The organism is Lysobacter daejeonensis GH1-9, assembly GCF_000768355.1.
Lineage (GTDB): Bacteria > Pseudomonadota > Gammaproteobacteria > Xanthomonadales > Xanthomonadaceae > Aerolutibacter > Aerolutibacter daejeonensis.
This window is the reverse complement of record NZ_AVPU01000005.1, coordinates 157,368-180,750: the sequence shown is the minus strand read 5'-3', so window position 1 is coordinate 180,750 and position 23,383 is coordinate 157,368. Positions and strand designations below refer to the sequence as shown.

The 23,383-nt window shown below is 68.1% G+C and carries 24 protein-coding genes; 5 read left to right on the top strand and 19 right to left on the bottom strand.

The window, feature by feature from the left end; genetic code table 11:
• Positions 1–182: 182 nt before the first annotated feature.
• From arsN2 to N800_RS04880, 3 genes are all read left to right on the top strand, one after another.
• A complete protein-coding gene (gene arsN2, locus N800_RS04890; RefSeq protein WP_036135421.1) occupies positions 183–629 on the top strand; it encodes an arsenic resistance N-acetyltransferase ArsN2 in 447 nt (148 codons plus the stop codon).
• A gap of 21 nt (positions 630–650) precedes the next feature.
• Positions 651–950, top strand: a complete 300-nt coding sequence (locus N800_RS04885; RefSeq protein WP_036135419.1) for a hypothetical protein — start codon at positions 651–653, stop codon at positions 948–950.
• A gap of 67 nt (positions 951–1,017) precedes the next feature.
• The gene (locus N800_RS04880; RefSeq protein WP_036135417.1) at positions 1,018–1,362 is read left to right on the top strand and encodes a TfoX/Sxy family protein; all 345 of its coding nucleotides are present in this window, start codon (positions 1,018–1,020) and stop codon (positions 1,360–1,362) included.
• On the opposite strand, the gene N800_RS04875 is transcribed toward N800_RS04880, so the two are convergent.
• The 10 genes from N800_RS04875 to N800_RS04830 form a co-directional block, all read right to left on the bottom strand.
• Positions 1,359–2,996 (bottom strand): acyl-CoA dehydrogenase family protein, encoded by a 1,638-nt coding sequence (locus N800_RS04875; RefSeq protein ID WP_036135415.1) that lies wholly within the window; start codon positions 2,994–2,996, stop codon positions 1,359–1,361. The genes N800_RS04880 and N800_RS04875 overlap by 4 nt on opposite strands.
• A gap of 122 nt (positions 2,997–3,118) precedes the next feature.
• Positions 3,119–3,322 carry a cold-shock protein gene (locus N800_RS04870; protein WP_036135412.1) on the bottom strand — a complete coding sequence of 68 codons (204 nt, stop codon included), beginning with the start codon at positions 3,320–3,322 and terminating at the stop codon, positions 3,119–3,121.
• 136 nt (positions 3,323–3,458) lie between these two features.
• A complete protein-coding gene (locus N800_RS04865) occupies positions 3,459–4,211 on the bottom strand; it encodes an S-methyl-5'-thioinosine phosphorylase (protein WP_036135410.1) in 753 nt (250 codons plus the stop codon).
• Complete coding sequence (locus tag N800_RS04860; RefSeq protein ID WP_036135408.1) at positions 4,208–4,648, bottom strand: VanZ family protein; 441 nt, start codon at positions 4,646–4,648, stop codon at positions 4,208–4,210. The genes N800_RS04865 and N800_RS04860 overlap by 4 nt, the downstream gene beginning before the upstream one ends.
• Before the next feature lie 34 nt (positions 4,649–4,682).
• Positions 4,683–5,246, bottom strand: a complete 564-nt coding sequence (locus tag N800_RS04855; RefSeq protein WP_036135406.1) for a hypoxanthine-guanine phosphoribosyltransferase — start codon at positions 5,244–5,246, stop codon at positions 4,683–4,685.
• The gene (gene nagZ / locus N800_RS04850; RefSeq protein WP_036135404.1) at positions 5,246–6,241 is read right to left on the bottom strand and encodes a beta-N-acetylhexosaminidase; all 996 of its coding nucleotides are present in this window, start codon (positions 6,239–6,241) and stop codon (positions 5,246–5,248) included. The genes N800_RS04855 and nagZ overlap by 1 nt, the downstream gene beginning before the upstream one ends.
• A gap of 120 nt (positions 6,242–6,361) precedes the next feature.
• Complete coding sequence (locus tag N800_RS04845) at positions 6,362–6,874, bottom strand: CYTH domain-containing protein (RefSeq protein WP_036135402.1); 513 nt, start codon at positions 6,872–6,874, stop codon at positions 6,362–6,364.
• A 120-nt stretch (positions 6,875–6,994) separates the two neighbouring features.
• The gene (rlmD, locus tag N800_RS04840) at positions 6,995–8,326 is read right to left on the bottom strand and encodes a 23S rRNA (uracil(1939)-C(5))-methyltransferase RlmD (RefSeq protein ID WP_036135400.1); all 1,332 of its coding nucleotides are present in this window, start codon (positions 8,324–8,326) and stop codon (positions 6,995–6,997) included.
• A 143-nt stretch (positions 8,327–8,469) separates the two neighbouring features.
• On the bottom strand, positions 8,470–9,093 hold the full coding sequence (locus N800_RS04835) for a DUF1318 domain-containing protein (protein WP_036135398.1): 624 nt from the start codon (positions 9,091–9,093) through the stop codon (positions 8,470–8,472).
• Between the two features lie 35 nt (positions 9,094–9,128).
• Positions 9,129–11,165, bottom strand: coding sequence for a translocation/assembly module TamB domain-containing protein (locus N800_RS04830; protein WP_052107925.1), 2,037 nt, complete (start codon positions 11,163–11,165; stop codon positions 9,129–9,131).
• 45 nt (positions 11,166–11,210) lie between these two features.
• Between N800_RS04830 and N800_RS04825 the strand changes: the two genes are divergently transcribed.
• Complete coding sequence (locus tag N800_RS04825; protein WP_052107924.1) at positions 11,211–11,978, top strand: response regulator; 768 nt, start codon at positions 11,211–11,213, stop codon at positions 11,976–11,978.
• A 24-nt stretch (positions 11,979–12,002) separates the two neighbouring features.
• On the opposite strand, the gene recO is transcribed toward N800_RS04825, so the two are convergent.
• From recO to rpoE, 9 genes are all read right to left on the bottom strand, one after another.
• Positions 12,003–12,854 (bottom strand): DNA repair protein RecO, encoded by an 852-nt coding sequence (recO, locus tag N800_RS04820; protein ID WP_036135394.1) that lies wholly within the window; start codon positions 12,852–12,854, stop codon positions 12,003–12,005.
• Positions 12,855–12,884: 30 nt separating this feature from the next.
• Entirely contained in the window at positions 12,885–13,790 is a 906-nt protein-coding gene (gene era, locus N800_RS04815; protein WP_036135392.1) for a GTPase Era, read from the bottom strand.
• A 45-nt stretch (positions 13,791–13,835) separates the two neighbouring features.
• A complete protein-coding gene (rnc, locus tag N800_RS04810) occupies positions 13,836–14,501 on the bottom strand; it encodes a ribonuclease III (RefSeq protein ID WP_036135390.1) in 666 nt (221 codons plus the stop codon).
• Positions 14,494–14,871, bottom strand: coding sequence for a DUF4845 domain-containing protein (locus N800_RS04805; protein WP_036135388.1), 378 nt, complete (start codon positions 14,869–14,871; stop codon positions 14,494–14,496). Before N800_RS04805 ends, rnc begins: the two co-directional genes overlap by 8 nt.
• Before the next feature lie 48 nt (positions 14,872–14,919).
• Positions 14,920–15,705, bottom strand: a complete 786-nt coding sequence (gene lepB / locus N800_RS04800) for a signal peptidase I (protein ID WP_036135386.1) — start codon at positions 15,703–15,705, stop codon at positions 14,920–14,922.
• A gap of 169 nt (positions 15,706–15,874) precedes the next feature.
• Positions 15,875–17,668, bottom strand: coding sequence for a translation elongation factor 4 (lepA, locus tag N800_RS04795; RefSeq protein WP_036135384.1), 1,794 nt, complete (start codon positions 17,666–17,668; stop codon positions 15,875–15,877).
• Between the two features lie 185 nt (positions 17,669–17,853).
• Positions 17,854–19,347: a DegQ family serine endoprotease gene (locus N800_RS04790; protein WP_036135382.1), complete on the bottom strand. Its 1,494-nt coding sequence runs from the start codon at positions 19,345–19,347 to the stop codon at positions 17,854–17,856.
• A 63-nt stretch (positions 19,348–19,410) separates the two neighbouring features.
• A complete protein-coding gene (locus N800_RS16435) occupies positions 19,411–20,271 on the bottom strand; it encodes an RseA family anti-sigma factor (protein WP_052107922.1) in 861 nt (286 codons plus the stop codon).
• A gap of 8 nt (positions 20,272–20,279) precedes the next feature.
• Positions 20,280–20,900, bottom strand: a complete 621-nt coding sequence (rpoE, locus tag N800_RS04780; RefSeq protein WP_036135381.1) for an RNA polymerase sigma factor RpoE — start codon at positions 20,898–20,900, stop codon at positions 20,280–20,282.
• Between the two features lie 309 nt (positions 20,901–21,209).
• Between rpoE and N800_RS04775 the strand changes: the two genes are divergently transcribed.
• Complete coding sequence (locus N800_RS04775) at positions 21,210–23,279, top strand: 3-hydroxyacyl-CoA dehydrogenase NAD-binding domain-containing protein (RefSeq protein WP_036135379.1); 2,070 nt, start codon at positions 21,210–21,212, stop codon at positions 23,277–23,279.
• The last annotated feature ends 104 nt before the right edge of the window (positions 23,280–23,383 follow it).

Genomic DNA, 23,383 nt, shown 5'->3' with positions numbered 1-23,383 from the left:
GCCCTAACAATTCATTCAAGCCGAAGCGGTAGTTCCTACGGTTCAGTGGACACCCTGATCTAACTTCAGGAGTGTCTCCATGGCTAAGCCAGACCCCAGACGACTTACCAACGCACCCACACGTTCGCAACCCGGCGCGCCGCGGCGGCGTTTGCCCCCCAGATGGATACACTGCCTACCCAATGACACACCCCATTCATCCAATAGACCAAAGCCAGGTCGTCGAAGCTTTGCTCTCGGTGAATCACCTGCCCACATCCGATCTGCGGGACGGCAACGTTCGATTGTTTGGCTGCGAGGCCGATAACAAACTATGTGGCGTCGTTGGGCTCGAGATGCACGCCCACGTTGCGCTACTACGTTCGCTTGTCGTTCCGGCCACAGAACGTGGCAAAGGCCTTGGGGCTGCACTCATCGCCCACGCTGAGCTATTTGCCGCCCAGCAAGGCGTTGACACCATTTACCTCCTGACCACCACAGCGGCAGTCTTCTTCGAGCGCTACGGGTATGGTCATGTTGCGCGAGAAAGCGCCCCAGCGGCCATTGCAGGCACCCACCAGTTCTCCGAGCTCTGCCCGTCGTCGTCTGCGTTCATGGCGAAGTCGCTTGCCGCGCTCCGCCCCGCCTGATTTCCGGACCAAGCCCCGCGCATGCGCCCACCCACCGTCATCAATCCCAAAGATGACCCCACCACCCAGCGCTGGTCGCGCTACCGCCTGGTGCGGCTGGCGTTCTGGACCACGCTGTTCCTGGCCGGGGTGATGACGCCCACGTGGTACTTGCCGTTGTTCGTGGGGGTGACGTTGCTGGCCGTGTTCTGGCCGTGCCCCCGGTGCGGCAAGCGCGTAGGCATCTTCTCGGCACTCTACGTGTTCCACCTCCCGTGGCCCTTCGGCGGCATGTGCATGACGTGCTTCCAGCCGCTACTGCGCAAGCCCAAGGACGGCTGACCGGGCAACGTCGCGACGAATATGCTGAACCTCCCCGTAGCCCCAGTCCAGCCAGCAAGGTGAAACCATGGCCAGCGACATCGGTTTCGTCGAATACGTGATCGAGCAGTCGCAGTTGGCCGCGCGGCTCGGCCACAAGCGGCTGTTTGGCGAGTTCGCGCTGTACCTCAACGAGAAGGTGGTCGCCTTCGTCTGCGACAACAGCCTGTTCCTCAAGAACACAGAGGCAGCAGCCCGACTGGCGCCGGACTGCCCGATGCTACCGCCCTACCCCATGGCCAAGCCGCACCCGATGGCCAATGCGTTGCTGGATGAGCCGGACCTGCTGCGGAAGGTGCTGCTGGCCATCGAGGCTGAGCTGCCTGCACCGAAACCGCGCGCACCTTCGAAGCGGACCAAGGCGCGCCGCTAGGCCCCCACGCGGGCCAGCACCGCCTCGATGTCCCGCTCCTCCAGCAGCGTGCCGAATGCCATGCCGCGCTGCCCCGCCACGCGGCTACGGTGGAAGGCGTCCGCCACCGGGCTGCGCGCCTGCCGCAACACCGCCGCCTGCATCGCAATGGCGAGTCGCTCCACCAGCCAGCGCGCATGCAGCTCTGGCACGGCGTTGCCGTCGACCAGCACGTCCGCCAGCGTGGCGGCCAAGTGCTCGCCGCCCTCATCTTCCAACGCGCCGGAGGCCTGCAGCCAACGCCACAGGGCCTGCCCGTGCACGGGCTCACGCGCCAGCGCGCGCAGCACGTCCAGGCACTGGATGTTGCCGCTGCCTTCCCAGATCGAGTTCAGGGGTGCCTGCCGGTACAGGCGCGGCAGCACGGACTCCTCCACGTAGCCGGCGCCGCCCAGGCACTCCTGCGCCTCGTTGACGAAGGTGGCGGCACGCTTGCATACCCAGTACTTGCCGGCGGCAGTGCCGATGCGCGCCACCGCGGTGGCCAGCGGGTCGGCGTCCGCACGCTCGATGGCCTGAGCCACGTGCAGTGCCAGCGCGATGGCGGCTTCGGCCTCCAGCGCGAGATCGGCCAGCACGTTGCGCATCAGCGGTTGCTCCAGCAGGGCGCGGCCGAAGGCGTGCCGGTGGCGGGCGTGGTGCAGCGCGTGCGCCAGCGCCATCCGCATCTGCGCGGCGGAGCCGAGCATGCAGTCCAGGCGCGTCAGCATCACCATCTCCAGGATGGTGGCCACGCCACGGCCTTCCTCGCCGATGCGCCGCGCCCAGGCGCCGCAGAACTCGACTTCGCTGGAGGCGTTGGACCAGTCGCCCAGCTTGTCCTTCAGCCGCATCACCCGATACGCGTTGCGGCGCCCATCGGGCAGCAGGCGCGGCAGCAACAGGCAGGTGAGGCCTCCCGGCGCCTGCGCCAGCACCAGGAAGCCATCCGACATCGGCGCGGACATGAACCACTTGTGCCCCACCAGCGCGTATTCGCCCTCGCCCGCCAGAGGCGCGGCGCGGGTGGTGTTGGCGCGGACGTCCGAGCCGCCCTGCTTCTCGGTCATGCCCATGCCGAGGGTGACACCGGCCTTCTGCGCGATGGGCACTTCCCGCGGATCGTAGTGTGGCGCCGCAGCCTTGCTCGCCCACTCGGCCAGCGCGGGTTCGCGGCGCAGCACGGGGACGGCGGCGTGGGTCATGGTCAGCGGGCAACTGGTGCCCGGTTCGACCTGGTGGTGCAGGTAGCTCAACGCGGCCCGTGCGACATGCGCTCCAGCTTCCGGGCCGGTCCAGGACAGTCCCGCTACGCCGTGGCCGATGGCCGCCTCCATAAGGTGGTGGTACGCAGGATTGAACTCCACGCGATCGATGCGCTGGCCGAAGCGATCATGTGTGCGCAGGCGCGGTCGATCGCGGTGGGCGTCGAATGACAACGCATACAGCTCTCCGCCAGCGAGCGTGCCGTAGGCGGCCAATTGCGTGGCGAATGCCGCTCCACCCTCGCGTCCGACCGCGTCACGCAGGGCGATGTCATCGGCCCACAGGTCGCGCGGCGCGAACTCCGGCGGTTGGTTATCGACCACGTGGGTTTCGAACGGCGGCAGGTCCATGTGCGGCTCCGGCAGCGATGCTCCTGGGATTGTGCGCCCGCGTCCGCCGGCTGTCCCGCCCGCGTCGAACAGGCAAAAAAAACCCCGCGCCAGGCGCGGGGTTTGGAGTGGCGTGGGCCGTATCAGGCGGGCTGGACGCCCGAAGCCTGTGCGCCCTTCGGGCCCTGGGTCAGCTCGTAGCTGACGCGCTGGCCTTCCTGCAGGCTGCGGAAGCCCTTGGAGTTGATCGCCGAGAAGTGCACGAACACGTCCGCGCTCCCATCCTCCGGCGAAATGAAGCCAAAACCCTTGGCGTCGTTGAACCACTTCACGGTGCCGTACTGCATATCCTTGATGACCTCATGCTGGATGCGTTGGACGCGCCGCCGCCGTTTGGCGGCAAGCGCGCGACCCGAGTATGCAAACTGAACGCCGGCTTTACAATCGTTCCGTTACCAGCCCTGCCGGGCCCACGGGGCCGCCTCAACCAGCCAGCAGGGCCTTCAACAGCGCCGGCAGCCCGGCGGAGGCGGCAGCCACGTTGTCCAATACGTCCTGCAGGGTGATCACCTCGTCCGGGTCGGGGCCGGCGCCGGCCGCCCAGTTGGCCACAATGGCCAGGCAGGCGTAGTCCAGTTCCATTTCGCGGGCGAGGCCCGCCTCCGGCATGCCGGTCATGCCGACCAGGTCGCAGCCGTCGCGGCGCATGCGCACGATCTCGGCACGGGTCTCCAGGCGCGGGCCCTGGGTGGCGCCGTAGCAACCGCCATCCACCAGCGCGACGTGGGCCCTGGTCGCCGCGGCGACCACCGCCTGGCGCAGGCTGCGCGTGTAGGGCTCGCCGAAGTCGACGTGCAGCACCTCGGTGCCCTCCTCCTCGCAGATGGTGGAGATGCGGCCCCAGGTGTAGTCGATGAGCTGGTCCGGGCACGCCAGCACACGCGGCCCGAAGCGTTCGGTGATGCCGCCGACGGTGTTGAGCGCCAGCACGCGTTGCGCGCCCAAGGCCTGAAGCGCGGCGAGGTTGGCGCGGTAATTGACTTTGTGCGGCGGCACCGAATGGCCTTCGCCATGGCGCGCCATGAAGGCGACGCGATGGCCGTCCAGTGTGCCCACGCGCACCGGGCCGGACGGCATGCCGTAGCGGGTCTCGGGCTCGTGGCTGGTCACGTCCTGCAGGTCGGCCAGCTTGTACAGGCCGGTGCCGCCGATGATGGCGAGTTCGATGGTGCTCATGATGTGGGGCTCTCGGAAACGGGGAGGGAGGCGATTTCACCCGTCGTTGCGCGACGATGCGTATCGGCGGTCGCCAGACGGCCCACGCAGACCATTGCGCCCCATAGCGCCGCGCCCGCTACTGTCGCCAGGACATCCTGCATGTCGAAAGTGCGGTTGGGGCGGTACACCTGGGCGAACTCCCAGGCCAGCAAACCGCCGGTACTGATCAGCAGCGCCACGGCGTGCGTACGCGTCAGTCGCCACAACTGCGTCCACCCGAACACCGCGGTGCCACCAAAACCACGTTGCAATTGCAATGCCACGAACAGGCCCGGCAGCGTGGCGGCCGCGACCAGGTTTGGGGCATAGCCTAGGAACGCTTCGGTCGCTCCGTTTTCGCGCAGGCCCTTGATCCAGATGATTGCGAGCTGACCCAGGGTCATGAGCACGGTCATCCAGCCTGATACGCTCCTGTGAGTGACCATGGGCTCAGTCCTTGAGCGCGTAGATGTCCGGCAGGTTGCGACCCTGCTCGTGGTAGTCCATGCCGTAGCCGAAGACGTAGCGATCCGGCACGGTCACGGCCACGTAATCCGCGGATATGCCCGGCACGCAACGGTCATGGTCCTTCGTCGACAGTGCGGCGATGCGCACGTCGGCGGCGCCCTCGGACCGGCACCAGTCGCGCACGGCTGCCAGCGTGTGGCCCTCGTCGAGGATGTCGTCGGCCAGGATCACGCGGCGGCCCGCCAGCGGCGTGGCCGGGCGGTGCTTCCACACCAGGTCGCTGCCGGTGGTCTGGCCGCGGTAACGGGTGGCGTGCAGGTAGTCGAACTCCAGGTCCAGGCCCAGTGCGCCCAGTTCCATCGCCAGTTGCGCGGCGAACGGCAGGCCGCCGTGCATGATCGTCAGGTACACCGGCACGCTGCCGGCGTAGTCGCGGTGGATTTCGACGGCCATCTGCTTGATGCCGGCGTCGATGGTGGCGCGGTCGACCACCACCTCGGCGTTGGCCAGGGCATCGGCCAGCGCGGGGCGCGTATCGGCAGCCATCAGGCGATTCCTTCCTGGCGGGTACGGGCTTGGGCGTAGCGGGCGTCGGCCAGCAGGCCGTCCCAGCCCATCGGGCCGCGGCCGATCAGGCCGGTCAGCGCCATGGTGTTGAGCTTGCGGTCCTTGATGGCGTCCAGCGACTCCTCCACCAGCTCCGGATGGCAGACCAGCACCACGTCACAGCCCGCATCCAAGTGCAGGTCCACGCGCTGCTTGATGCCACCGGCGGAGAACGCCGCGGCCATGCCGATGTCGTCGCTGAAGACCACGCCGCGGAAGCCCATCTCCTTGCGCAGGATGTCCTCGATCCAGACCTTGGAGTAGCCGGCGGGTTCCGGCGCGACGGCGGGATAGACCACGTGGGCCATCATCACCGCATCGGCCTTGGCCTCGATGCCGGCCACGAACGGCACCAGGTCCAGCGCGCGGATCTCGTCCAGCGGGCGTGGGTCGATGGCGTCGTCGAAGTGGGTGTCTTCCAGCACCGAACCGTGGCCCGGGAAGTGCTTGAGCGTGGCGGCCATGCCGGCACTGTGCATGCCGCGCACGTAGGCGCGGGTGAAGTCGGCGACCACAGCCGGATCCTCGGAGAAGGCGCGGTTGCCGATGGCGCGATTGCCCCGGCCCAGGTCCACCACCGGAGCGAAGCTCAGGTCCACGCCGGTGGCGCGAACTTCGCAGGCCATCAGCCAGGCGTGCTCCTCGGCCATCGCCAGCGCGGCAGCCTTGTCCTGCGCATACAGGCGGCCGAAGTGCTCCAGCGGCGGCAACGCGCTGTAGCCCTCGCGGAAACGCTGCACGCGACCGCCTTCCTGGTCCACGCAGACCAGCTGCGGGCGCGGCGCGGCTTCGCGGATGGCCTGCGACAGCTCCGCCACCTGCGCCTTCGACGCGAAGTTGCGGGAGAACAGGATCACGCCGGCGCAGGCATCGTGCTGCAGCCAGTCGCGCTCCTGCGCGGTGAGTTCGGTGCCGGCAACGCCAATGACGAGCATTCGGAAAACTCCTGGTATCGGGGTGCGGCACCACGGCGCCGCAAGGTCAGTGGATTGTGGCGCAGATGCCGCGCCGGGCCCAGCACGTGCGGCTGAACGGGCACGGCGACGTAATGGCGGTCAGCCTTCGCCGGCCTGCTCCACGGCGGTCCACTGGTTGAAAGGCCGGGTGGCCAACGCGAGGTTGTAGTAGCGCGGACTGTCGGTCACTTCCCGCCCTGCCCACGCGGGCTTGGTGAAGGCTTCGTCGGCGGATGAAAGCTCGATCTCCGCCACCACCAGCCCGGCGTTGTCGCCGAGGAACTCATCCACTTCCCACAGGTGGCCATCGACGGTGACGTAATGACGGCGCTTGTCGACCAGCCCGCCCACGCTCAGCGCCAGCAGGCCGCGCGCGTCGTCCACGGGGATGGCGTAGTCGAACTCCTGGCGGGTGTGGCCCAATTCGCGCGACTTGAGGTTGAGGTAGGCCTCGTCACCCTGGATGCGCACGCGCACCGAGGCCTTCATCGCACCGGTGTCCATGGCGGCGAGGTCGTTGAGGTAGCCCTGCGCCATCGGCACGACCTTGTGCGCGGCGGCGCGCCAGCCGTCGCCGGTGACGAGGAATTTGCGTTCGATTTCCAATGCCATGGGGGCTCCTGATGTGGTGGGGCCGGGCAGACAGCGATCACTGATATGAGCGTAACCATCGGCCGCCAGGCGCACGGGCGCGCGCCGGCGCGATAACCGCTGCCGTTGCCTGGTACTGAGTCAGCGGGGCTCGAACATCGCGATGGACTCGACGTGCGCGGTGTGCGGGAACATGTCCATCACGCCAGCGGCCTTGAGCTTCCAGCCGCGCTCGTTGACCAGGTAGCCCGCGTCGCGCGCCAGCGAGGCCGGGTGGCAGCTCACGTACACGATGCGCTTGAACTGTTTGAGCGGCAGCTGGGTCAGCACGAAGTCCGCCCCCGAACGCGGCGGGTCCAGCAGCAGCTTGTCGAAGCCTTCGCGCATCCAGGTGTGACCGGACAGGTCCTTGCCCAGGTCGGCCGCGTGGAACTGCGCATTGGGCAGGCCGTTGTTCGCGGCGTTCTCACGCGCGCGCAGCACCAGCCCCGCCTCACCTTCCACGCCAACCACCTCGCGCACGCTGCGTGCCAGCGGTAGGGTGAAGTTGCCCAGGCCGCAGAACAGGTCGAGCACGCGCTCGTCCGGCTGCGCATCCAGCAGGTCCAGCGCGCTGCGGATCATCTTGCCGTTGAGGCCGGCGTTGACCTGGATGAAGTCCAGCGGGCGGAAGTTGAACTCCAGGTTCCACTCCGGCAGCGAGAACGCCAGCTTGATCTGTTCCGGCCACAGCGGGTGCACGCTGTCCACGCCGCCGGGCTGCAGGAAAATGGCGAAGCCGTGCTGCTGGCCGAACGCCACCAGCGCGGCCTTGTCCGCCTCCGACAGCGGCGAGAGGTGGCGGATCGTCAGCGCGATGCCGCTGAAGTCGGCCTGGCGGTCGCCGGCGATGAACTCGATCTGCGGGATGTCCTTGCGCGCCTCCATGCCGTCGACCAGCGTGGCCAGTGCGGCCACCTTGTCGCCGATCTCCGGGATCACCGTGTGACAGAACGCCACGTCGGCGACGAAGCGCGGATCGACCTCGCGGAAACCGACGAGGGTCTTGTCCTTCTTGTCCACGCGGCGCACCGAGAAGCGGCCCTTGCGGCGGTAGCCCCACGCAGCATCGGTCAGCGGCGGCAGCACGGTCTCCGGGGTGACGTGACCGATGCGGCTCAGGTTCTCCAGCAGCACGTTCTGCTTGGCGAGGATCTGCTTGTCCTCGGCGTAGTGCTGCATCGCGCAACCGCTGCACACACCGAAGTGGGCGCAGCGCGGCTCGACGCGCTCTGGCGCGGCCACCAGCACCTCGACCGTCTTGGCCTCGTCGAAGTTGCGGTTGCGCCCGGTCTGGCTGGCCATGACCCGCTCGCCCGGCAGGGCCCCAGCCACGAACACGGCCTTGCCGTTCTCGCGGCGGGCCACGCCGCGGCCGTCGTGGGTCAGGCCGGTGATCTCGGCTTCGAAGGGGGTCTGGTCGATTCGCGCCACGGTTACAGCCGGTTTTCAGGGGGTGTCTATTGTCGCAGATACGGGAAATCGCGGCCGCGCCCGACGGTCGGGGCAAAAAGAAGGGGCGGCTGGTTCAGCCGCCCCCTCCTGTCCTGTCGTTGGTCGCGTGGGCGTTGCAGCCGTTACTTCTGCTTCCACGCCCCGCCCGACTGGTACCACCAGCCCGGCCGCGCGCTCTCGATCCACTGCCTGGCGAACACGTCGCGGATCTGCCCTTCCCACTCCGCATGCCCGTTGGCGACCGCCACCTCGCGGTACACCGCCTTGCGGTCGCGGTTGTCGTCAGCCACGGCTTGGTTCACCGCCACGCGGTCCTTCAGCGCCAGCTTGGACGCGTCGCGGACCACGATGGTGCCATCGCCGGCAAAGCCCAGCGCGCCGGCGTCGAAGCCCGCGCGCAGCTGCGCGTCAAAGCGGCTCGCCATGCGCGCCTGGATGGCCTGGATGGCCGGGGTCTTGATCGTGATGTCCGGGGCCGACTGCGCGCGCGCCGCACCGATGCCGACCAGCGACAACCAATCAATGCGTGAAGCCAGCGCGGCCGGTGCCATCGGCGCCGACAGCGAGGCACTCTGGCCGCCGGACGTGCCCCCACTGGGCTTGGTGCCCTCGGCCTCGTCGCCAATCACCTTTTCGACGAACTCCTTCGCCGCCTCCTTGGCCTCGGCGGCCGGGAAGTAGACATTGATCGTCACGCACGCCGTCAACATGACGGCGGCAACCGGTATTCCCATCCAACGGCGCATGTGAACTCTCCTGTGTGTACGTTGCGGTGCTGCGGTCATTGCACGACGGGCTTGACGTCACCCGTGCCGATCGCCGCGAGGCGCTCCAGCAGGGTCGGCCAGTCCACCCGACGGTTGAAACCGACCACGGTCAGCCGGGGCAGCCCCGCGCCTTCCACGATAATAAATCCCTGTCCGGCTGAACCGAGGCCATCCATGGTGCAGACCTCGTCAGCCAGGCGGCAGGCAATGCCGATGCGTTTGTAGCCAAAGTCGTCGAACAGTGCGATAAGCCGCCCCTGCAGGCTGCCAACGAACGAGGCATCACCCACGCTGGAGATGTTCTGCACCGCGCGCTGGCTGATGCGCTGGCGCAAGCCGCGCTTGCGTTCGGTATGCAGCTCGGCATCGAAAGCCACGGGCTGCCAGTCCACCAGGCGCAGTCCCTTGATGTGCCCGTCCAAAGCACCGGTGATGCTGCCAAAACCGAACACGCCGGTGACGGATTCCAGATCAAGGTCGTCGATGACGATGTCGGAGGTCAGCGTGGGCGCCACGCCGAAGGGGCGCTCCATGGACAGCGAAGAAACCTGCACGCGGCCGTTGAACAACTGCATGTCCAGCCCGCCATCGAAGTCGAGCCGGTCGTTGGCGTACCGTGCACGGGGAATACTGCCACTCAACTGGCCGGTGAATGCCGGCCAATCCAGCGCCTTCGATAGCTGTGCGATGTCGAGCTTGTCCAGTGAAAGTCCGAACTGGATCTCAAGCCCATGCGCATCGCTGGGCGGGCGGATGCGTATGCCGTCAAAACGCGCCTCGCCGCCCAGCAGCGGCAGTGCGACAGGCTCGGTGACGCGCAACTCACCGCCCTGGCTGGCAAACGGCAGGCGGGCGGGGCCAAACGTGAGCCCGTAGAGGGCACCGTCGCGCCATCGCAGGGCACTCTGGACCGGCGCATCGCCGGAGAACGCCACATCCCCATCAAGACCGTTGAAGTCGAATCGCCCCTGGGGATCGTCGATGGTGACGTCATGCAGGCGCACCAGCGCGCCACGCAGCCCCCCGTCGGCGACATCGACCCAGGCGTCGGCGGCGCCCGCAAGGGCCAGGTGGCCGAGGCCCGCCAGGCCCAGCCAACCCGACAGGTACCCGTCCCGCAGCGGCGCGAGTGACGCGCTTTCCAGCCGCAGGGTGGCTTCGCGGACGCTGCCATCCGGCGTCAGTGCGGCATTGCCCGACGCGACCAGAATGCCCTCGTCCTGCCAGCGCAGCTCGGGGAATCGCCAACCGCCTTCCCCGCGCTTCGAACCCTGCACGCGCAAGGCCACCTGCCGGTCCTGCAGCGACACGTAGGTGCTGCCAAACAGCAACTCGCCACCGCGCAACGTTCCGCGCACAGAAACCGTATCCGTGCCGGCAAACCCGGCATCGATGTCGAGGTCGGCGCCCAGGCTCTCCGCGGCGATGGTGCCGTCCGGCGTGTCCAGCGCCGCATCGCGCAATTGCAATGGGCCGCTGACGCGCAGCGGCCGTCCCTGGCCGCTGTCGATGTCCAGGCGCCCCGAGAGACGGCCCGCCTTGAGGTGCGCCGCCGGCCACGTCTTCGCCAGCAACGCCTGGGTCCATGCAAGCGGCACGGCCGTGAGGTCGATGCGGGTGAAGTCGGGCGTGGCCGCGTTGCGCTGCAGGTGCATGCGCGCAGGCCCGCGCGAGACCCGCGCGTCGGTGGTCGCCACGCCGAAGGCCACGGCCAACTGGAACGGGGCCCCGCCTGCCGCGCGCACTTCGCCAGCGCACTGCCAACCGCCCTTTCCGTCCCGGCGCAACGGGCACTGCCAGTCCAGATTGCGAAAGCGATAGCCCAGGTCGGGCGCATCGGCCTGCCGGGCCTGCAGCCGCAGCCGACCGTGGTCGGCATCCTTGTCCCATTCCAGACGGACTTGCACGCCCTGCAGGCTCGCCACGGCCGTATCCACCCGCTGGACGCGCGCGCTCATGGCACGGGCATGGAGCGGCCCGGCCGCGAACAGCATCGCCAGCAACGCGACCCACTGCAGTAGCAGCGGCGAGAGCGGTTGCGGGCGTACCATCCGTGTTTCCATGGACGAAGCATAACCAGCCTGCGCGAACTGCTCATGAAATCCGCCGACATTCCTTGCATCCTGCTGGTCGAAGACGATCCCGTGGCCCTGGCCTTCCTCACCGCTGCCGCCGAATCCGCGGGAGTGCGGGTGGATGGCGCCAGCAGCGTAGCGCAGGCGCTCGCACGCGATGACCGCCACACGCATGCCGCATGGCTGATCGACGCCAACCTGCCGGACGGCCGCGGCGATGCGTTGCTGGGCACGCTGCGTCAACGACACCCGCGCACGCCTGCTCTCGCACACACGGCATCGCACCTGCGCGCAGACCTGGATGCCCTGTTGCACGCCGGCTTTGATGAAGTACTGGTGAAGCCATTGCCCGCGCAGGCCGTGGCCGACGCGATCCGCCGCGTGCTGGGGCTGACGCCCGAGAACGCGGCCGTGAGGTTCGATGGCATCGCACCGCAGGTCAAGCTGCCGATCTGGGACGATGAAGCCGCAGCACGGGCCCTGGCCGGCAACCTGGACCACGTGACCGCGCTGCGCGACCTGTTCCTGGCTGAGCTTCCGCAAACCCGGACGCTCATTGCCGAGGCCGGACGCAACGCGCAAGCCGGCATTGTTCTCGACGAATTGCACAAGCTGCGGGCCAGCTGCGGGTTCGTGGGCGCCGCCCGCCTGGCCTCGGCGGCGGCGACGTTGCGCGCCGCGGCCACTGATCCGGACGCTTTGGCGCACTTCGACCACGTGGTGGAAGACACACTGGCAACGCAGCCGTCGCAGCGGTCGGCTTCAAGCCCATCGGTTGCCCACGGCTGAGGGGCGTGCAATCCGGCGAGGGTGTCAGGGGCGCTGCAAGCGTGGCTCGTCGATCGCTCCGTCTACCGTCCCCGGCTCCGCGTCCGCCGCGGCGCTGGGCATCACTGTGCCGCCCGCGGCATCTCCGGCCCGCTCATGCGGTTTCGTGGCGGTCGTGGTTGCCCGGGGCAGTGCCCCCGACATCTCCCACGATTTGAGCCCGCGCGGCCCCAGGTGGTGCGCAAGCACACCGCGCAGCACGTGGCGCAAGCCCGCCAGGTCATCCTTCTCCGGCAGTTCGTCCGAGGCCAGTGCCAGCAACGCCCGCCCCGTGGCCGCGGTAGCACGATCACCGTGGCCGCGGTCACTCAATACCCGACGTGGCCCCTGCTCGGGATCGATCCGGTAACGCGCCGCCGGATCGATCGCGACACCGTCGCCGTCGCAATGCCAGTCGAAGCCGAAGCCCAACGCCTCGAGCAGGTCCCGCTCGTAGCGGCGCAGGGTCCAGGCCAACGACTCCTCGGCGCGCAACCGCTCGCGCGCGGCCGCATAGGCCACGAACAGCTCGGGCACGGGGTCCAGCCGCGGTGCCAAACGCAAGGTCAGCTCATTGAGGTAGAACGCGCCGAGCATCGCGCTGCCGCCCAGCCGGGGCGCCACGTCCACCGCTTCAGCGGTGACGAGGCGCGCCAACTCGCCGCGCAACAGCGCCTCCAACCGGATCAACTGAAGCGGCTGCAATGCCGCACGCAACACATGGCGCTTGGGCCCCTGCACGCCACGCGCCACCAACCCGACACGGCCATGCGACGCGGTCAGCACTTCCACCAGCAGGCTGGTTTCCCGCCACGGGCGGGCATGCAGGACGAACGCGGGTTCGGCGGTCAGGTGCATGCCGATGTCCGCGCGCGCCGCCGCGCCACGTCAGTCGTGGTAGCCGAAGGCGCGCAGCGCGGCTTCGTCGTCCGACCAGCCTTCGCGCACGCGCACCCAGGTCTGCAGGAACACCTTCGAGCCGAACAGCCGCTCCATCTGGATGCGCGCCTTGGCACCAATCTCGCGCAGGCGCTCGCCGCCCTTGCCGATCACGATGGCCTTCTGTCCGTCGCGCTCGACCCAGATCACCGCGCCGATGCGCAGCAGCGCACCGTCCACTTCGAACTGCTCAATCTCCACCGTGGTCGCATACGGCAGCTCTTCGCCCAACTGACGCATCAGCTGCTCGCGCACCATCTCGCCGGCCAGAAAGCGCTGGCTCTTGTCGGTGATCTCGTCCTCGCCGTACAGCGCGTCCTGCTCGGGCAGGTGCGACAGCACCGACTTGACCAGCGGTTGCAGGCCGGTGCGCTTGAGCGCCGAGATCGGATGCACGGCGGCGAATTCCCGGCCCTCGCTGATCTGGGCCAGGTACGGCAGCAGCGCCGACTTGTCCTTCAAGCGGTCCACCTGGTTCACCACCAGCACCACCGGCAGGCCGGCGCCGCGCAACGCCTCGTACGCGAATCCGTCGGCCTCGTCCCACTGGCCTGCACGCACCACCAGCGCGGCCACATCCACGCCCTCCAAGGCGCCGCGAGCCGCGCGGTTCATCCAGCGGTGCATCGCGGTTGCGGTGGACTTGCCCTGGTCGCGGTGCAGGCCAGGGGTGTCCACCAGCACCAGTTGCCCCTCGGGGAAGGTCGCGATCCCGAGCAGGCGGTGGCGCGTGGTCTGCGGCCGCGGCGAGACGATGCTCACCTTGGCGCCGACGAGCGCGTTGGTCAGGGTGGACTTGCCGACGTTGGGCCGGCCGATGACGGCGACATGGCCGGCGCGGTAGGGGGTAGTCATGGGGGAATTGTAGGCAGTTGCGAGCGCCGTGGCGCGAAACCCGGGTCAGCGACGAGCAATATCGACCTGCGCAAGCGCTGCTTCGGCTGCCATCTGCTCGGCGGCCCGACGGGAGCTGCCCTGCCCCTCGGTGCGCACTGCCGGCTGCGCCAGGGTGCAACTGACGTGGAAGATCTTGGCGTGCTCCTCGCCCGACTCGGAGATCAACTCGTAGAGCGGCAGCGGCTTCTGACGCCCCTGCAGCCACTCCTGAAGGCGGGTTTTCGCGTCCTTGCCCACCTTGTGCGCCGGCGGCAGCGCCTCGATGGCCGCCTCGAACCAGGGCAACACCACCGTCCGGCAGGCCTCGTAACCCGCATCGAGGTAAATGGCCGCGACGATGGCCTCCACCGCGTCGGCCAAGATCGAGTCGCGGCGGTGCCCGCCCGACTTCATCTCACCGGGCCCCATCACCAGGCGGGGTCCCAGCTCCAGCCGGCGGGCAATCGCCGCCAGCGATGATTCCCGCACCAGCTCGGCCCGGGCCCGGGTCAGCGCACCCTCGTCGGCATTCGGCCAGTGCGCGTACAGCGCTTCGGCGATGAACAGGTTGACCAGCCCGTCGCCGAGGAACTCCAACCGCTCGTTATGCGGCGTGCCCGCGCTCCGGTGCCGGAGCGCCTGCGCAAGAAGGGCCGCATCGCCGAAGCGATGGCCGATCAGGTCAGTCAACGCCGCCCCGACGCAGTTCCTTCTCCGCCTTGAACTTGCCCACCACATCAAGGTTGGCGATCAGCGGCTTGCGGACCTCATACTCGACCGTCATCAGGTAGCCTGCCTCCTTGCGGACCACCTTCACATGCTCATTCTTGATGTTGTCTGCGTAGCTGATGTACAGGCGGCGGAAGAACAGGTCCTTGATCTTGGCAGGATCCTTGTCGGTCACGCCGGGGTCGGTGGCCAAGTCATTGAGGGCCTGCTTGACCGCATAGAACTCCGAATACATCGGGATGGTCTTCATGCCCATGTACACGAACACGCCGACCACCGCCAAGGTGATGACGAACCCGATCAGGGTAATGCCACGCTGCGTACGCTTCATCCGTTCACTCCCCAGTTGTCACGGTTGCCATGATCCGATGGCGGTCGGTCAATTTATGCTCTTGCCGATGCGGGTGAAGTCCACCCCGCCATCGAAGTTCATCCAGACCAGGAACGCCTTGCCCCGCAGGTTCTTTTCCGGCAGCAGGCCCCAGTATCGGCTGTCCTCGCTATTATCGCGATTGTCGCCCATCACGAAATAGTGCCCCGGAGGGACCTCCCACTCACCCTCACCAGGATCAGCAAACGGGAGATCCGTCCGCTCGAGGACGCTGTGCTCCACACCGGCCAGGTTTTCGCGAATCTCTTCGGAACCGGTCATCTCGGCACCGTTGCCCTTGCCTTCGTACGTGCCGACCAGCTTGTAGGGCAATGCCTCGCCGTTGAGGAAAACCTGGTTGTCCTGGTAGCTGATGCGGTCGCCCGGCAGGCCGACCACGCGCTTGATCCAATCCTGCTCGGGATGGTGCGGCGGCCGGAACACCACCACGTCACCGCGCTGCGGCTCGCCGAGGGCGACGACCTTGTGGTTGTTGATCGGCAGGCGCAGGCCGTACTTGAACTTATTTACCAGGATGAAGTCGCCCGTCAGCAGGGTCGGCATCATCGAATTGGACGGAATGCGGAACGGCTCGGCCACGAAGCTGCGCAGGATCAGGACCACTGCCAGGATCGGGAAGAACGCCTTGGAATAGTCGACCACCGCCGGCTCGGCCGCCTCGTCCAGCAGGCCCTCGCGGGCGGCGCGGCGCTTGGCCAGCACGAACTTGTCCAGCAGCCAGACCAGGCCGGTGAACAGGGTGAGTACGACCAGCGCGGTTTCAAACCAGATCATCGTGTTCCCTTCTCCATGATCCACGCCTGCGTGGATGCCTCGGGGCCGCGGCCCCATGCTGCCACCATAAAGCACAACCCCGGTGTCTCCGTGTCCCCAAGGTCACGGATCGGGACCGGCATCACCGGATTCCCCACCGGGAGGTGGCACCACGGCGCCACCCGGAAGCTTACTTGTTGTCCGCCGAAAGCACCGCCAGGAAGGCCTCCTGCGGGATCTCCACGCGGCCAACCTGCTTCATGCGCTTCTTGCCTTCCTTCTGCTTCTCCAGCAGCTTCTTCTTGCGCGTGATGTCGCCGCCGTAACACTTGGCCAGCACGTTCTTGCGCAGCGCCTTGACCGTGGTGCGGGCAATCACCTGGCTGCCGATGGCGGCCTGGATGGCCACGTCGAACATCTGCCGGGGGATCAGCTCCTTCATCTTCTCCGTCAACTCGCGGCCACGACGGTCGGCGTGGCTGCGGTGCACGATGATGCTCAGCGCATCGACCTTGTCACCATTGATCAGGGTGTCCACGCGCACGAACGGGCCGGCCTCGAAACGCAGGAAGTGGTAGTCCAGCGACGCATAGCCGCGACTGACCGACTTTAGCTTGTCGAAGAAGTCCAGCACCACCTCGGCCATCGGCAGCTCGTAGCTGACCTGCACCTGGCTGGCCATGTAGGTGATGCCGATCTGCACGCCGCGCTTTTCCTCGCACAATTTGATCACCGCGCCGATGTAGTCCGGCGGGGTCAGGATGTTGGCGCGGATGATCGGCTCGCGGATCTCGTCGACCTGGTTGACCGGCGGCAACTTGGCCGGGTTGTCCATCGGCACGGTGGTGCCGTCGGTCTTGAGCACTTCGTAGATCACCGTGGGCGCGGTGGTGATCAGGTTGAGGTTGTACTCGCGCTCCAGGCGTTCCTGCACGATTTCCATGTGCAGCATGCCCAGGAAGCCGCAGCGGAAACCGAAGCCCATCGCCTCGGAGCTTTCCGGCTCGAAGCGCAGCGCGGCATCGTTGAGGCGCAGCTTGTCCAGCGCCTCGCGCAGGTCCGGGTAGTCCTCGGCATCCACCGGGAACAGGCCGGCGAACACGCGCGGCTGCATCTCCTGGAAGCCCGGCAGCGGCTTGGGTGCTGGATCGGCCGCCTTGGTCAACGTGTCGCCGACCGGCGCGCCGTGCACGTCCTTGATCGACGCGGTGACCCAGCCCACCTCGCCCGCGCCCAGCTTGTCCAACACCTTGCGCTTGGGGGTGAACACGCCGACGTTGTCGACTTCGTGCGCACGGCCGGTGGACATCACCAACAGCTTGTCGCCCTTCTTGATCTCGCCCTGCATCACGCGGACCAGCGAGACCACGCCCAGGTAGTTGTCGAACCAGGAGTCGATGATCAGCGCCTGCAGCTTGTCGGTGTCGCGCGGCTTGGGCGGCGGGATGCGATGCACGATGGCTTCAAGCACGTCGATTACGTTCAGCCCGGTCTTGGCGCTGATCGCCACGGCGTCGTCGGCGTCGATGCCGATCACCGCCTCGATCTCTTCCTTCGCCCGCTCGATGTCGGCGGTCGGCAGGTCGATCTTGTTCAGCACCGGCACCACTTCCAGGCCCTGCTCCACCGCGGTGTAGCAATTGGCGACCGACTGGGCCTCGACGCCTTGCGCGGCGTCCACCACCAGCAGCGCGCCCTCGCACGCGGCCAGCGAACGGCTGACCTCGTAGCTGAAGTCGACGTGGCCGGGGGTGTCGATGAAGTTCAGGAAATAGGTCTGCCCGTCCTTGGCCGTGTACGGCAGGGACACGGACTGGGCCTTGATGGTGATGCCGCGCTCGCGTTCGATCGGATTGGAATCGAGCACCTGCGCTTCCATCTCGCGGTCCTGCAAACCGCCGCAGATCTGGATGATGCGGTCGGCGAGGGTCGACTTGCCGTGGTCGACGTGGGCGATGATGGAGAAGTTTCGGATCTGCTGCATGCGGGGGCGCGGCGTGGGACCGCGTGGGCCTGAAAGGTTAACGGTCGATTATCGCACAGGCCGGGTTACGGTCCGGCCTGCCCCGCAGGGTCTGGATCAGTCCGCTGTCCCACGGACCGTCGAAGCGGCGACCCGGCGGAGCCGACGCGGGCCGCGGCGGCTCCCACCGGCAGCCCGGATTCAGCTCAGCCCTTGTCGGCCGTCACCGCCACGAAGCGGGTACCGCCCCGGCTGCGCACCAGCAGCATCACCGTGTCGCCCTCCTTCACCGAGGCCAGCGCCCGGTCCAGCGCCGCTACCGTGCCCACGGCCTGGCGCCCGACGCTGAGGACCACGTCGCCCGGGCTGATGCCAGCCTCGGCCGCACCGTCACCGGTCACGCGGGCCACCACCACGCCTTCGCCCTTGTCCAGGCCCAGGCGCTGGCGCTGGCTGGCATCCAGGTCCTGCGCGGCGAAGCCCAGTGCGTTGCTGCCACGCGTCGTCGCCCCCGGGGTTGCCGGCGCGTCGGCGTCGTCATTGGCCGCTACCGCATTGGCCAGCGCCCCCAGCACCACGGTCATTTCGCGCTCGCGCCCATCGCGCACCACGCCCAACTTTGCCTTCGAGCCGGGGGCGAGGCCACCGATCAGCGGCGGCAGGTCGCTGCTGGTGTTGACCGGCCGACCGTTGACCGAGCGGATCACGTCCATGCGCTCGATGCCGGCCTTGGCCGCCGCACTGCCCGGCACCACATCCTGGACCAGCGCACCCGCGGTGCTGGGCAAGCCCAAGGCCTTCGCGGCGTCGGCGGTCATCTGCTGAACCTGCACGCCCAGTTGGCCGCGGCTGACCCTGCCGGTGGCGCGCAGCTGTTCGGCCGAGTTCATCGCCACGTCGATCGGAATGGCGAAGCTCACGCCCATGTAGCCGCCGGAGCGCGAGAAGATCTGCGAGTTGATGCCCACCACCTCGCCGGAGGTGTTGAGCAGCGGCCCGCCCGAATTGCCCTGGTTGATGGCCACGTCGGTCTGGATGAAGGGCACGTACTGCTGCTCGGGGCTGGTGGTGCGGCCGACGGCGCTGACGATGCCCGCCGTCACCGAGTGGTCAAGCCCGAACGGCGAGCCGATGGCCACGACCCACTGACCCGGCTTGGTGTTGGCGGCATTGGCCACGCGCAGGAACGGCAGGTCCTTCGCGTCCACCTTGAGCAGGGCCACGTCGGACGGCTGGTCGCTGCCGATCACCCTGGCGGTGAACTCGCGGCGGTCATTGAGGCGCACCTTGACCGAATCCGCACCGTCGACCACGTGGTGGTTGGTCAGCAGGTAGCCATCCTGCGAGATGAAGAAGCCGGTGCCCTGCGAGACGCCGCGCCGCTGCTGCGGGCCGCCCGGGAACGGCGTGTCGGGGCCGAAGAAGCGGCGGAAGATCTCGGGCATGCCCTCCATGTCGGGGGCGGCGGCCTCTTCGCGCGCGTTGCGACGCATGCCCACTTCCGCGGTCACGCTGACCACGGCCGGACCGACCTTCTGCACCAGCGCGGTGAAGTCGGGCAGGCCGGTCACCAGCGGCATGGCCGGTGTGGCCGCGGGCGGCGGCGCGATCGGGGTGGAAGGCGACTGCGCCGAGCAGGCTGCCGGGATGAGGGCCACAAGGGCGGAAGCGAGGGCAAGCGTCTGGAATGGTCGGTTCATGGAATCGGCCTCGGGGGAAGGTTCCGTCAATGGCGCGGCGGATGGCCGCGCCGTGGATCAGGGTTATGGCGTGTTTTCAGCACCGGCGGAGGTGACGTGCGTCGCATCCGGTTCAAATGGATAGAACGACGGCGACGCCTGGGCTGTGCCATAGCTGGCGGTGAGGGCACCGGCGGCGCTGCTGCCCGGCAGCACGGCACGCGGCCACGGGCGTGTGACGAGGTCGCCAGCCGGTGGCTTGAAGGGATCAGGAACGGTAGTTGCCGTCGGTCGCGGTGACGGCTCGACCGCCGCCAAGGCCATCGTGACGGGCGTCTGGTTATCGCGGCGCTGCGCTGCGGCGACCGGCGTAGCGGCCCGCGTGCGGCGTTCGGCCACGCGACGCGGTACATCGACCACGGCGACAGCCACGGCAGCCACTTCCACACCGCCGGCGGGTGTGGACGGGGCAGCGGGGATATCGGGGTCGGAAGTCGTGGCGGGGGCGCTTCCAGCCGCGGGGATGGCAGCGATTGATGCATCCGCACCGGCACCGTCGCCGGAGCCCAGCTCGGAGAATGGGTGGGTCACGAACAATGCCGCCACCGCCACCGAGGCGGCCAGCGCCGCCCGGCCCCACCAGCGCCGGGACTGCGCCTGCGCCGTGGTGGAGGCAGCCGCTCGCCCCCCCTCGCCCGACACCATCGCGACAGGCGGAGTCTCGGCCGACTCCGCCGCCAACGCCGCGGAGACGCGCTCGGCAAAGCCCACCGGCGCCACGCCGTGGGCCTTCCCACGCAGCACGTCACCGGCCAATTGCCAGCGGCTGCAGGCATCGCGCCATCCGGTGTCGTGGTCCAGGCGACGCAATGCGAAACGCGCGGCGTCGCCTTCCAGTGCGCCATCAAACAGTGCACTGAGCGATTCTCGGTCGTTGGGGGTCATCGAGGAGCTCATGGGTGGGCGTTCTCCCGGGCGTCGTTGTCCAGCAGGGGCTTGAGTTGCGCATCGATGGCATCGCGCGCGCGGAAGATGCGCGAACGCACCGTACCGATCGGGCACCCCATCTGCTGCGCGATCTCGTCATAGCTCAGGCCGTCCACCTCGCGCAGGGTGATGGCAACCTTCAGGTCCTCCGGCAGGCCTTCGACCGCACGCATGACGGTGTTTTCGATCTCCTGCCGCAACAACTCGTGTTCCGGGGTGTCGGTGTCGCGCAGGCGCATGCCCACGTCGAACTGCTCGGCCTCCGCGGCGTCGATGTCGTCCGTCGGCGGCCTGCGGTTCTGCGCTACGAGGTGGTTCTTGGCGGTATTCACTGCGATGCGGTGCAACCAGGTATAGAACTGGGCGTCGCCCCGGAAGTTCGGCAGCGCCCGGTAGGCGCGCATGAACACGTCCTGGGCCACGTCCTGGCATTCGCTCCAATCCGACACGTAGCGCCCGATCAGTCCGACGATCCGGTGCTGGTACTTCCGTACCAAGGCATCGAACGCCGTACTGTCGCCGCGCTGGACGCGCCTGACCAGCTCCTGGTCCAGGTCCAGCTCTTGGGACACGATGTTTTCGGCCATGCCTTGCCGGCACTCCTGTCAGCTCGGCCATTGCCGAGCAATGAGACAACCCTGTCGGGGGAAAGTTCACTCCGCGCCACGACGCGGGTTCGCGATATTAAATGGGGCGTGGACCGGCTGGTCGCAACTGCCGTGCGTCATGTTGGCCGGTTGACCCGGTACGGACCGACGAGGGTATCGATCCCGCGGCCCGGTTTGGCCACTTCAGGGCCGGCCCTGCCCCCGGGGTTCCAAACGCCCATTTGACTGCGGGCAAAGGTCCTCGGGATGATAGGCGGATCCTCCATACGTGAACGGATGGTTTCCGGAATGACCGCTGGCCTCCAGGGACAAGACAACTTCGCCGGGCTGCGCCTGCAGCACTGGCGCACCGAGCCGCGCGCCGACGGCGTGCTGGTGCTGGTGTTCGACCGCGCCGGGTCGCCGGTCAACACCTTCGGCCAGGACGTGCTGATCGAGCTGGACAGCCTGCTGGAGCGGATCGCCATCGACCCGCCCAAGGGCCTGGTCGTCCGCTCGGGCAAGGACAAGGGCTTCATCGCCGGCGCCGACATCAAGGAGTTCCAGACCTTCGACGAGAAGGGCGTGGTTGGCGATGCCATCAGCCGCGGCCAGCGCGTGTTCCAGCGCCTGGCGGAGCTGCCCTGCCCCACGGTCGCGGCCATCCACGGCTTTTGCATGGGCGGCGGCACCGAGATCGCGCTGGCCTGCCGCTACCGCGTGGCCAGCAACGATGCCTCCACCCGCATCGGCCTGCCGGAGGTGAAGCTGGGCATCTACCCCGGCTGGGGCGGCAGCGTACGCCTGCCCCGCCTGGTAGGCGCACCGGCGGCGTTCGACCTGATGCTGACCGGCCGCTCGCTGTCGGCCTCGGCCGCGCGCGGCATGGGGCTGGTGGACAAGGTGGTCGACCCCGCACAACTGATCGAAGCCGCGGCCACGCTGGCCCTGCGTGGCACCCAGCGCCCATTCAAGCAACGCGCCATGGCGTGGGCCACCAATACCCTGCCCGCGCGCAAGCTGCTGGCACCAATGCTGGCCAAGCAGGTGGCGCGCAAGGCCCGCAAGGAACACTACCCGGCGCCGTTCGCGCTGATCTCCACGTGGGAGCGGGCCGGTGGCGGCATCAAGTCGCTGCTGGCGGCGGAGCGCAAGTCGGTGGTCAAGCTGGCGTCCACGCCAACCGCGCGCAACCTGATCCGCGTGTTCTTCCTGCAGGAGCGACTGAAGGCGCAGGGCGGCAAGGAACACCGAATCCAGCACGTGCACGTGGTGGGTGCCGGCGTGATGGGTGGCGACATAGCGGCATGGTCGGCCTACAAGGGCTTCGAGGTGACGCTGGCCGATCGCGAGCAGCGCTTCATCGACGGCGCCCTCGCCCGCGCCGGCGAGCTGTTCGCCAAAAAGGTGAAGGACGAGGCCAAGCGCCCGACCGTGGCCGCGCGCCTGCGCGGCGACCTGGAGGGCGACGGCGTGGCCAAGGCCGACCTGGTGATCGAGGCGATCATCGAGAAGCCGGAGGCCAAGCGCGACCTGTACAACGCGGTCGAACCGCGGATGAAGCCCGATGCCTTGCTGACCACCAACACTTCGTCGATCCCGCTCACCGAACTGCGCGAGCACATCCAGCGCCCGGCGCAGTTCGCCGGCCTGCATTACTTCAACCCGGTGGCGCTGATGCCGCTGGTGGAAATCATCCGCCACGACGGCATGGCGCCGGAGACCGAGCAGCGTCTGGCGGCGTTCTGCAAGGCGATCGACAAGCTGCCCGTGCCGGTGGCGGGCACGCCGGGCTTCCTGGTCAACCGCGTGCTGTTCCCGTACATGCTGGAAGCGGCCACGGCGTTCGCCGAAGGCATCCCGGGCCCGGCCATCGACAAGGCAGCGGTGAAGTTCGGCATGCCGATGGGGCCGATCGAGCTGATCGACACGGTGGGCCTGGACGTGGCCGCGGGCGTGGGCGCGGAGCTGGCGCCGTTCCTCGGCCTGCCCATCCCCGCGTCGCTGTCGACGCCACCGGAGGCCGGCAAGCGCGGCAAGAAGGACGGCCAGGGCCTGTACAAGTGGGAAAACGGCAAGGCGGTGAAGCCCGAACTGCCGAAGGACTACCAGGCGCCGTCGGATCTGGAAGACCGCCTGCTCCTGCCGCTGCTCAACGAGGCGGTGGCCTGCCTGCACGACGGCGTGGTCAGTGACGCGGACCTGCTGGATGCCGGCGTGATCTTCGGCACCGGGTTCGCGCCCTTCCGCGGCGGCCCGATCGCGCACGTGCGCGCGGTGGGCCCGGACAAGCTGGTGGATCGCCTGAAGCAGTTGCAACAGCGCTATGGCGACCGCTTTGCGCCGCGTCCGGGCTGGGACAATCCCGCGCTGCGCTGAGCGTCCCGCTAACGCGGAAAAAGAAAGGCGCACTCCGGTGCGCCTTTTCCGTCTTCATTGACTGGTTCCTTCGGCGCATCCACGCCAAGCGCGCCGCTCAAGCG

Bases quoted from the DNA above. Each gene is read 5' to 3' on its own strand.
- arsN2 (WP_036135421.1), top strand. From the start codon at position 183: ATGACACACCCCATTCATCCAATAGACCAAAGCCAGGTCGTCGAAGCT.
- N800_RS04885 (WP_036135419.1), top strand. From the start codon at position 651: ATGCGCCCACCCACCGTCATCAATCCCAAAGATGACCCCACCACCCAG.
- N800_RS04880 (WP_036135417.1), top strand. From the start codon at position 1,018: ATGGCCAGCGACATCGGTTTCGTCGAATACGTGATCGAGCAGTCGCAG.
- N800_RS04875 (WP_036135415.1), bottom strand. From the start codon at position 2,996: ATGGACCTGCCGCCGTTCGAAACCCACGTGGTCGATAACCAACCGCCG.
- N800_RS04870 (WP_036135412.1), bottom strand. From the start codon at position 3,322: ATGCAGTACGGCACCGTGAAGTGGTTCAACGACGCCAAGGGTTTTGGC.
- N800_RS04865 (WP_036135410.1), bottom strand. From the start codon at position 4,211: ATGAGCACCATCGAACTCGCCATCATCGGCGGCACCGGCCTGTACAAG.
- N800_RS04860 (WP_036135408.1), bottom strand. From the start codon at position 4,648: ATGACCGTGCTCATGACCCTGGGTCAGCTCGCAATCATCTGGATCAAG.
- N800_RS04855 (WP_036135406.1), bottom strand. From the start codon at position 5,246: ATGGCTGCCGATACGCGCCCCGCGCTGGCCGATGCCCTGGCCAACGCC.
- nagZ (WP_036135404.1), bottom strand. From the start codon at position 6,241: ATGCTCGTCATTGGCGTTGCCGGCACCGAACTCACCGCGCAGGAGCGC.
- N800_RS04845 (WP_036135402.1), bottom strand. From the start codon at position 6,874: ATGGCATTGGAAATCGAACGCAAATTCCTCGTCACCGGCGACGGCTGG.
- N800_RS04835 (WP_036135398.1), bottom strand. From the start codon at position 9,093: ATGCGCCGTTGGATGGGAATACCGGTTGCCGCCGTCATGTTGACGGCG.
- N800_RS04830 (WP_052107925.1), bottom strand. From the start codon at position 11,165: ATGGTACGCCCGCAACCGCTCTCGCCGCTGCTACTGCAGTGGGTCGCG.
- N800_RS04825 (WP_052107924.1), top strand. From the start codon at position 11,211: ATGAAATCCGCCGACATTCCTTGCATCCTGCTGGTCGAAGACGATCCC.
- recO (WP_036135394.1), bottom strand. From the start codon at position 12,854: ATGCACCTGACCGCCGAACCCGCGTTCGTCCTGCATGCCCGCCCGTGG.
- era (WP_036135392.1), bottom strand. From the start codon at position 13,790: ATGACTACCCCCTACCGCGCCGGCCATGTCGCCGTCATCGGCCGGCCC.
- N800_RS04805 (WP_036135388.1), bottom strand. From the start codon at position 14,871: ATGAAGCGTACGCAGCGTGGCATTACCCTGATCGGGTTCGTCATCACC.
- lepB (WP_036135386.1), bottom strand. From the start codon at position 15,705: ATGATCTGGTTTGAAACCGCGCTGGTCGTACTCACCCTGTTCACCGGC.
- lepA (WP_036135384.1), bottom strand. From the start codon at position 17,668: ATGCAGCAGATCCGAAACTTCTCCATCATCGCCCACGTCGACCACGGC.
- N800_RS04790 (WP_036135382.1), bottom strand. From the start codon at position 19,347: ATGAACCGACCATTCCAGACGCTTGCCCTCGCTTCCGCCCTTGTGGCC.
- N800_RS16435 (WP_052107922.1), bottom strand. From the start codon at position 20,271: ATGACCCCCAACGACCGAGAATCGCTCAGTGCACTGTTTGATGGCGCA.
- rpoE (WP_036135381.1), bottom strand. From the start codon at position 20,900: ATGGCCGAAAACATCGTGTCCCAAGAGCTGGACCTGGACCAGGAGCTG.
- N800_RS04775 (WP_036135379.1), top strand. From the start codon at position 21,210: ATGACCGCTGGCCTCCAGGGACAAGACAACTTCGCCGGGCTGCGCCTG.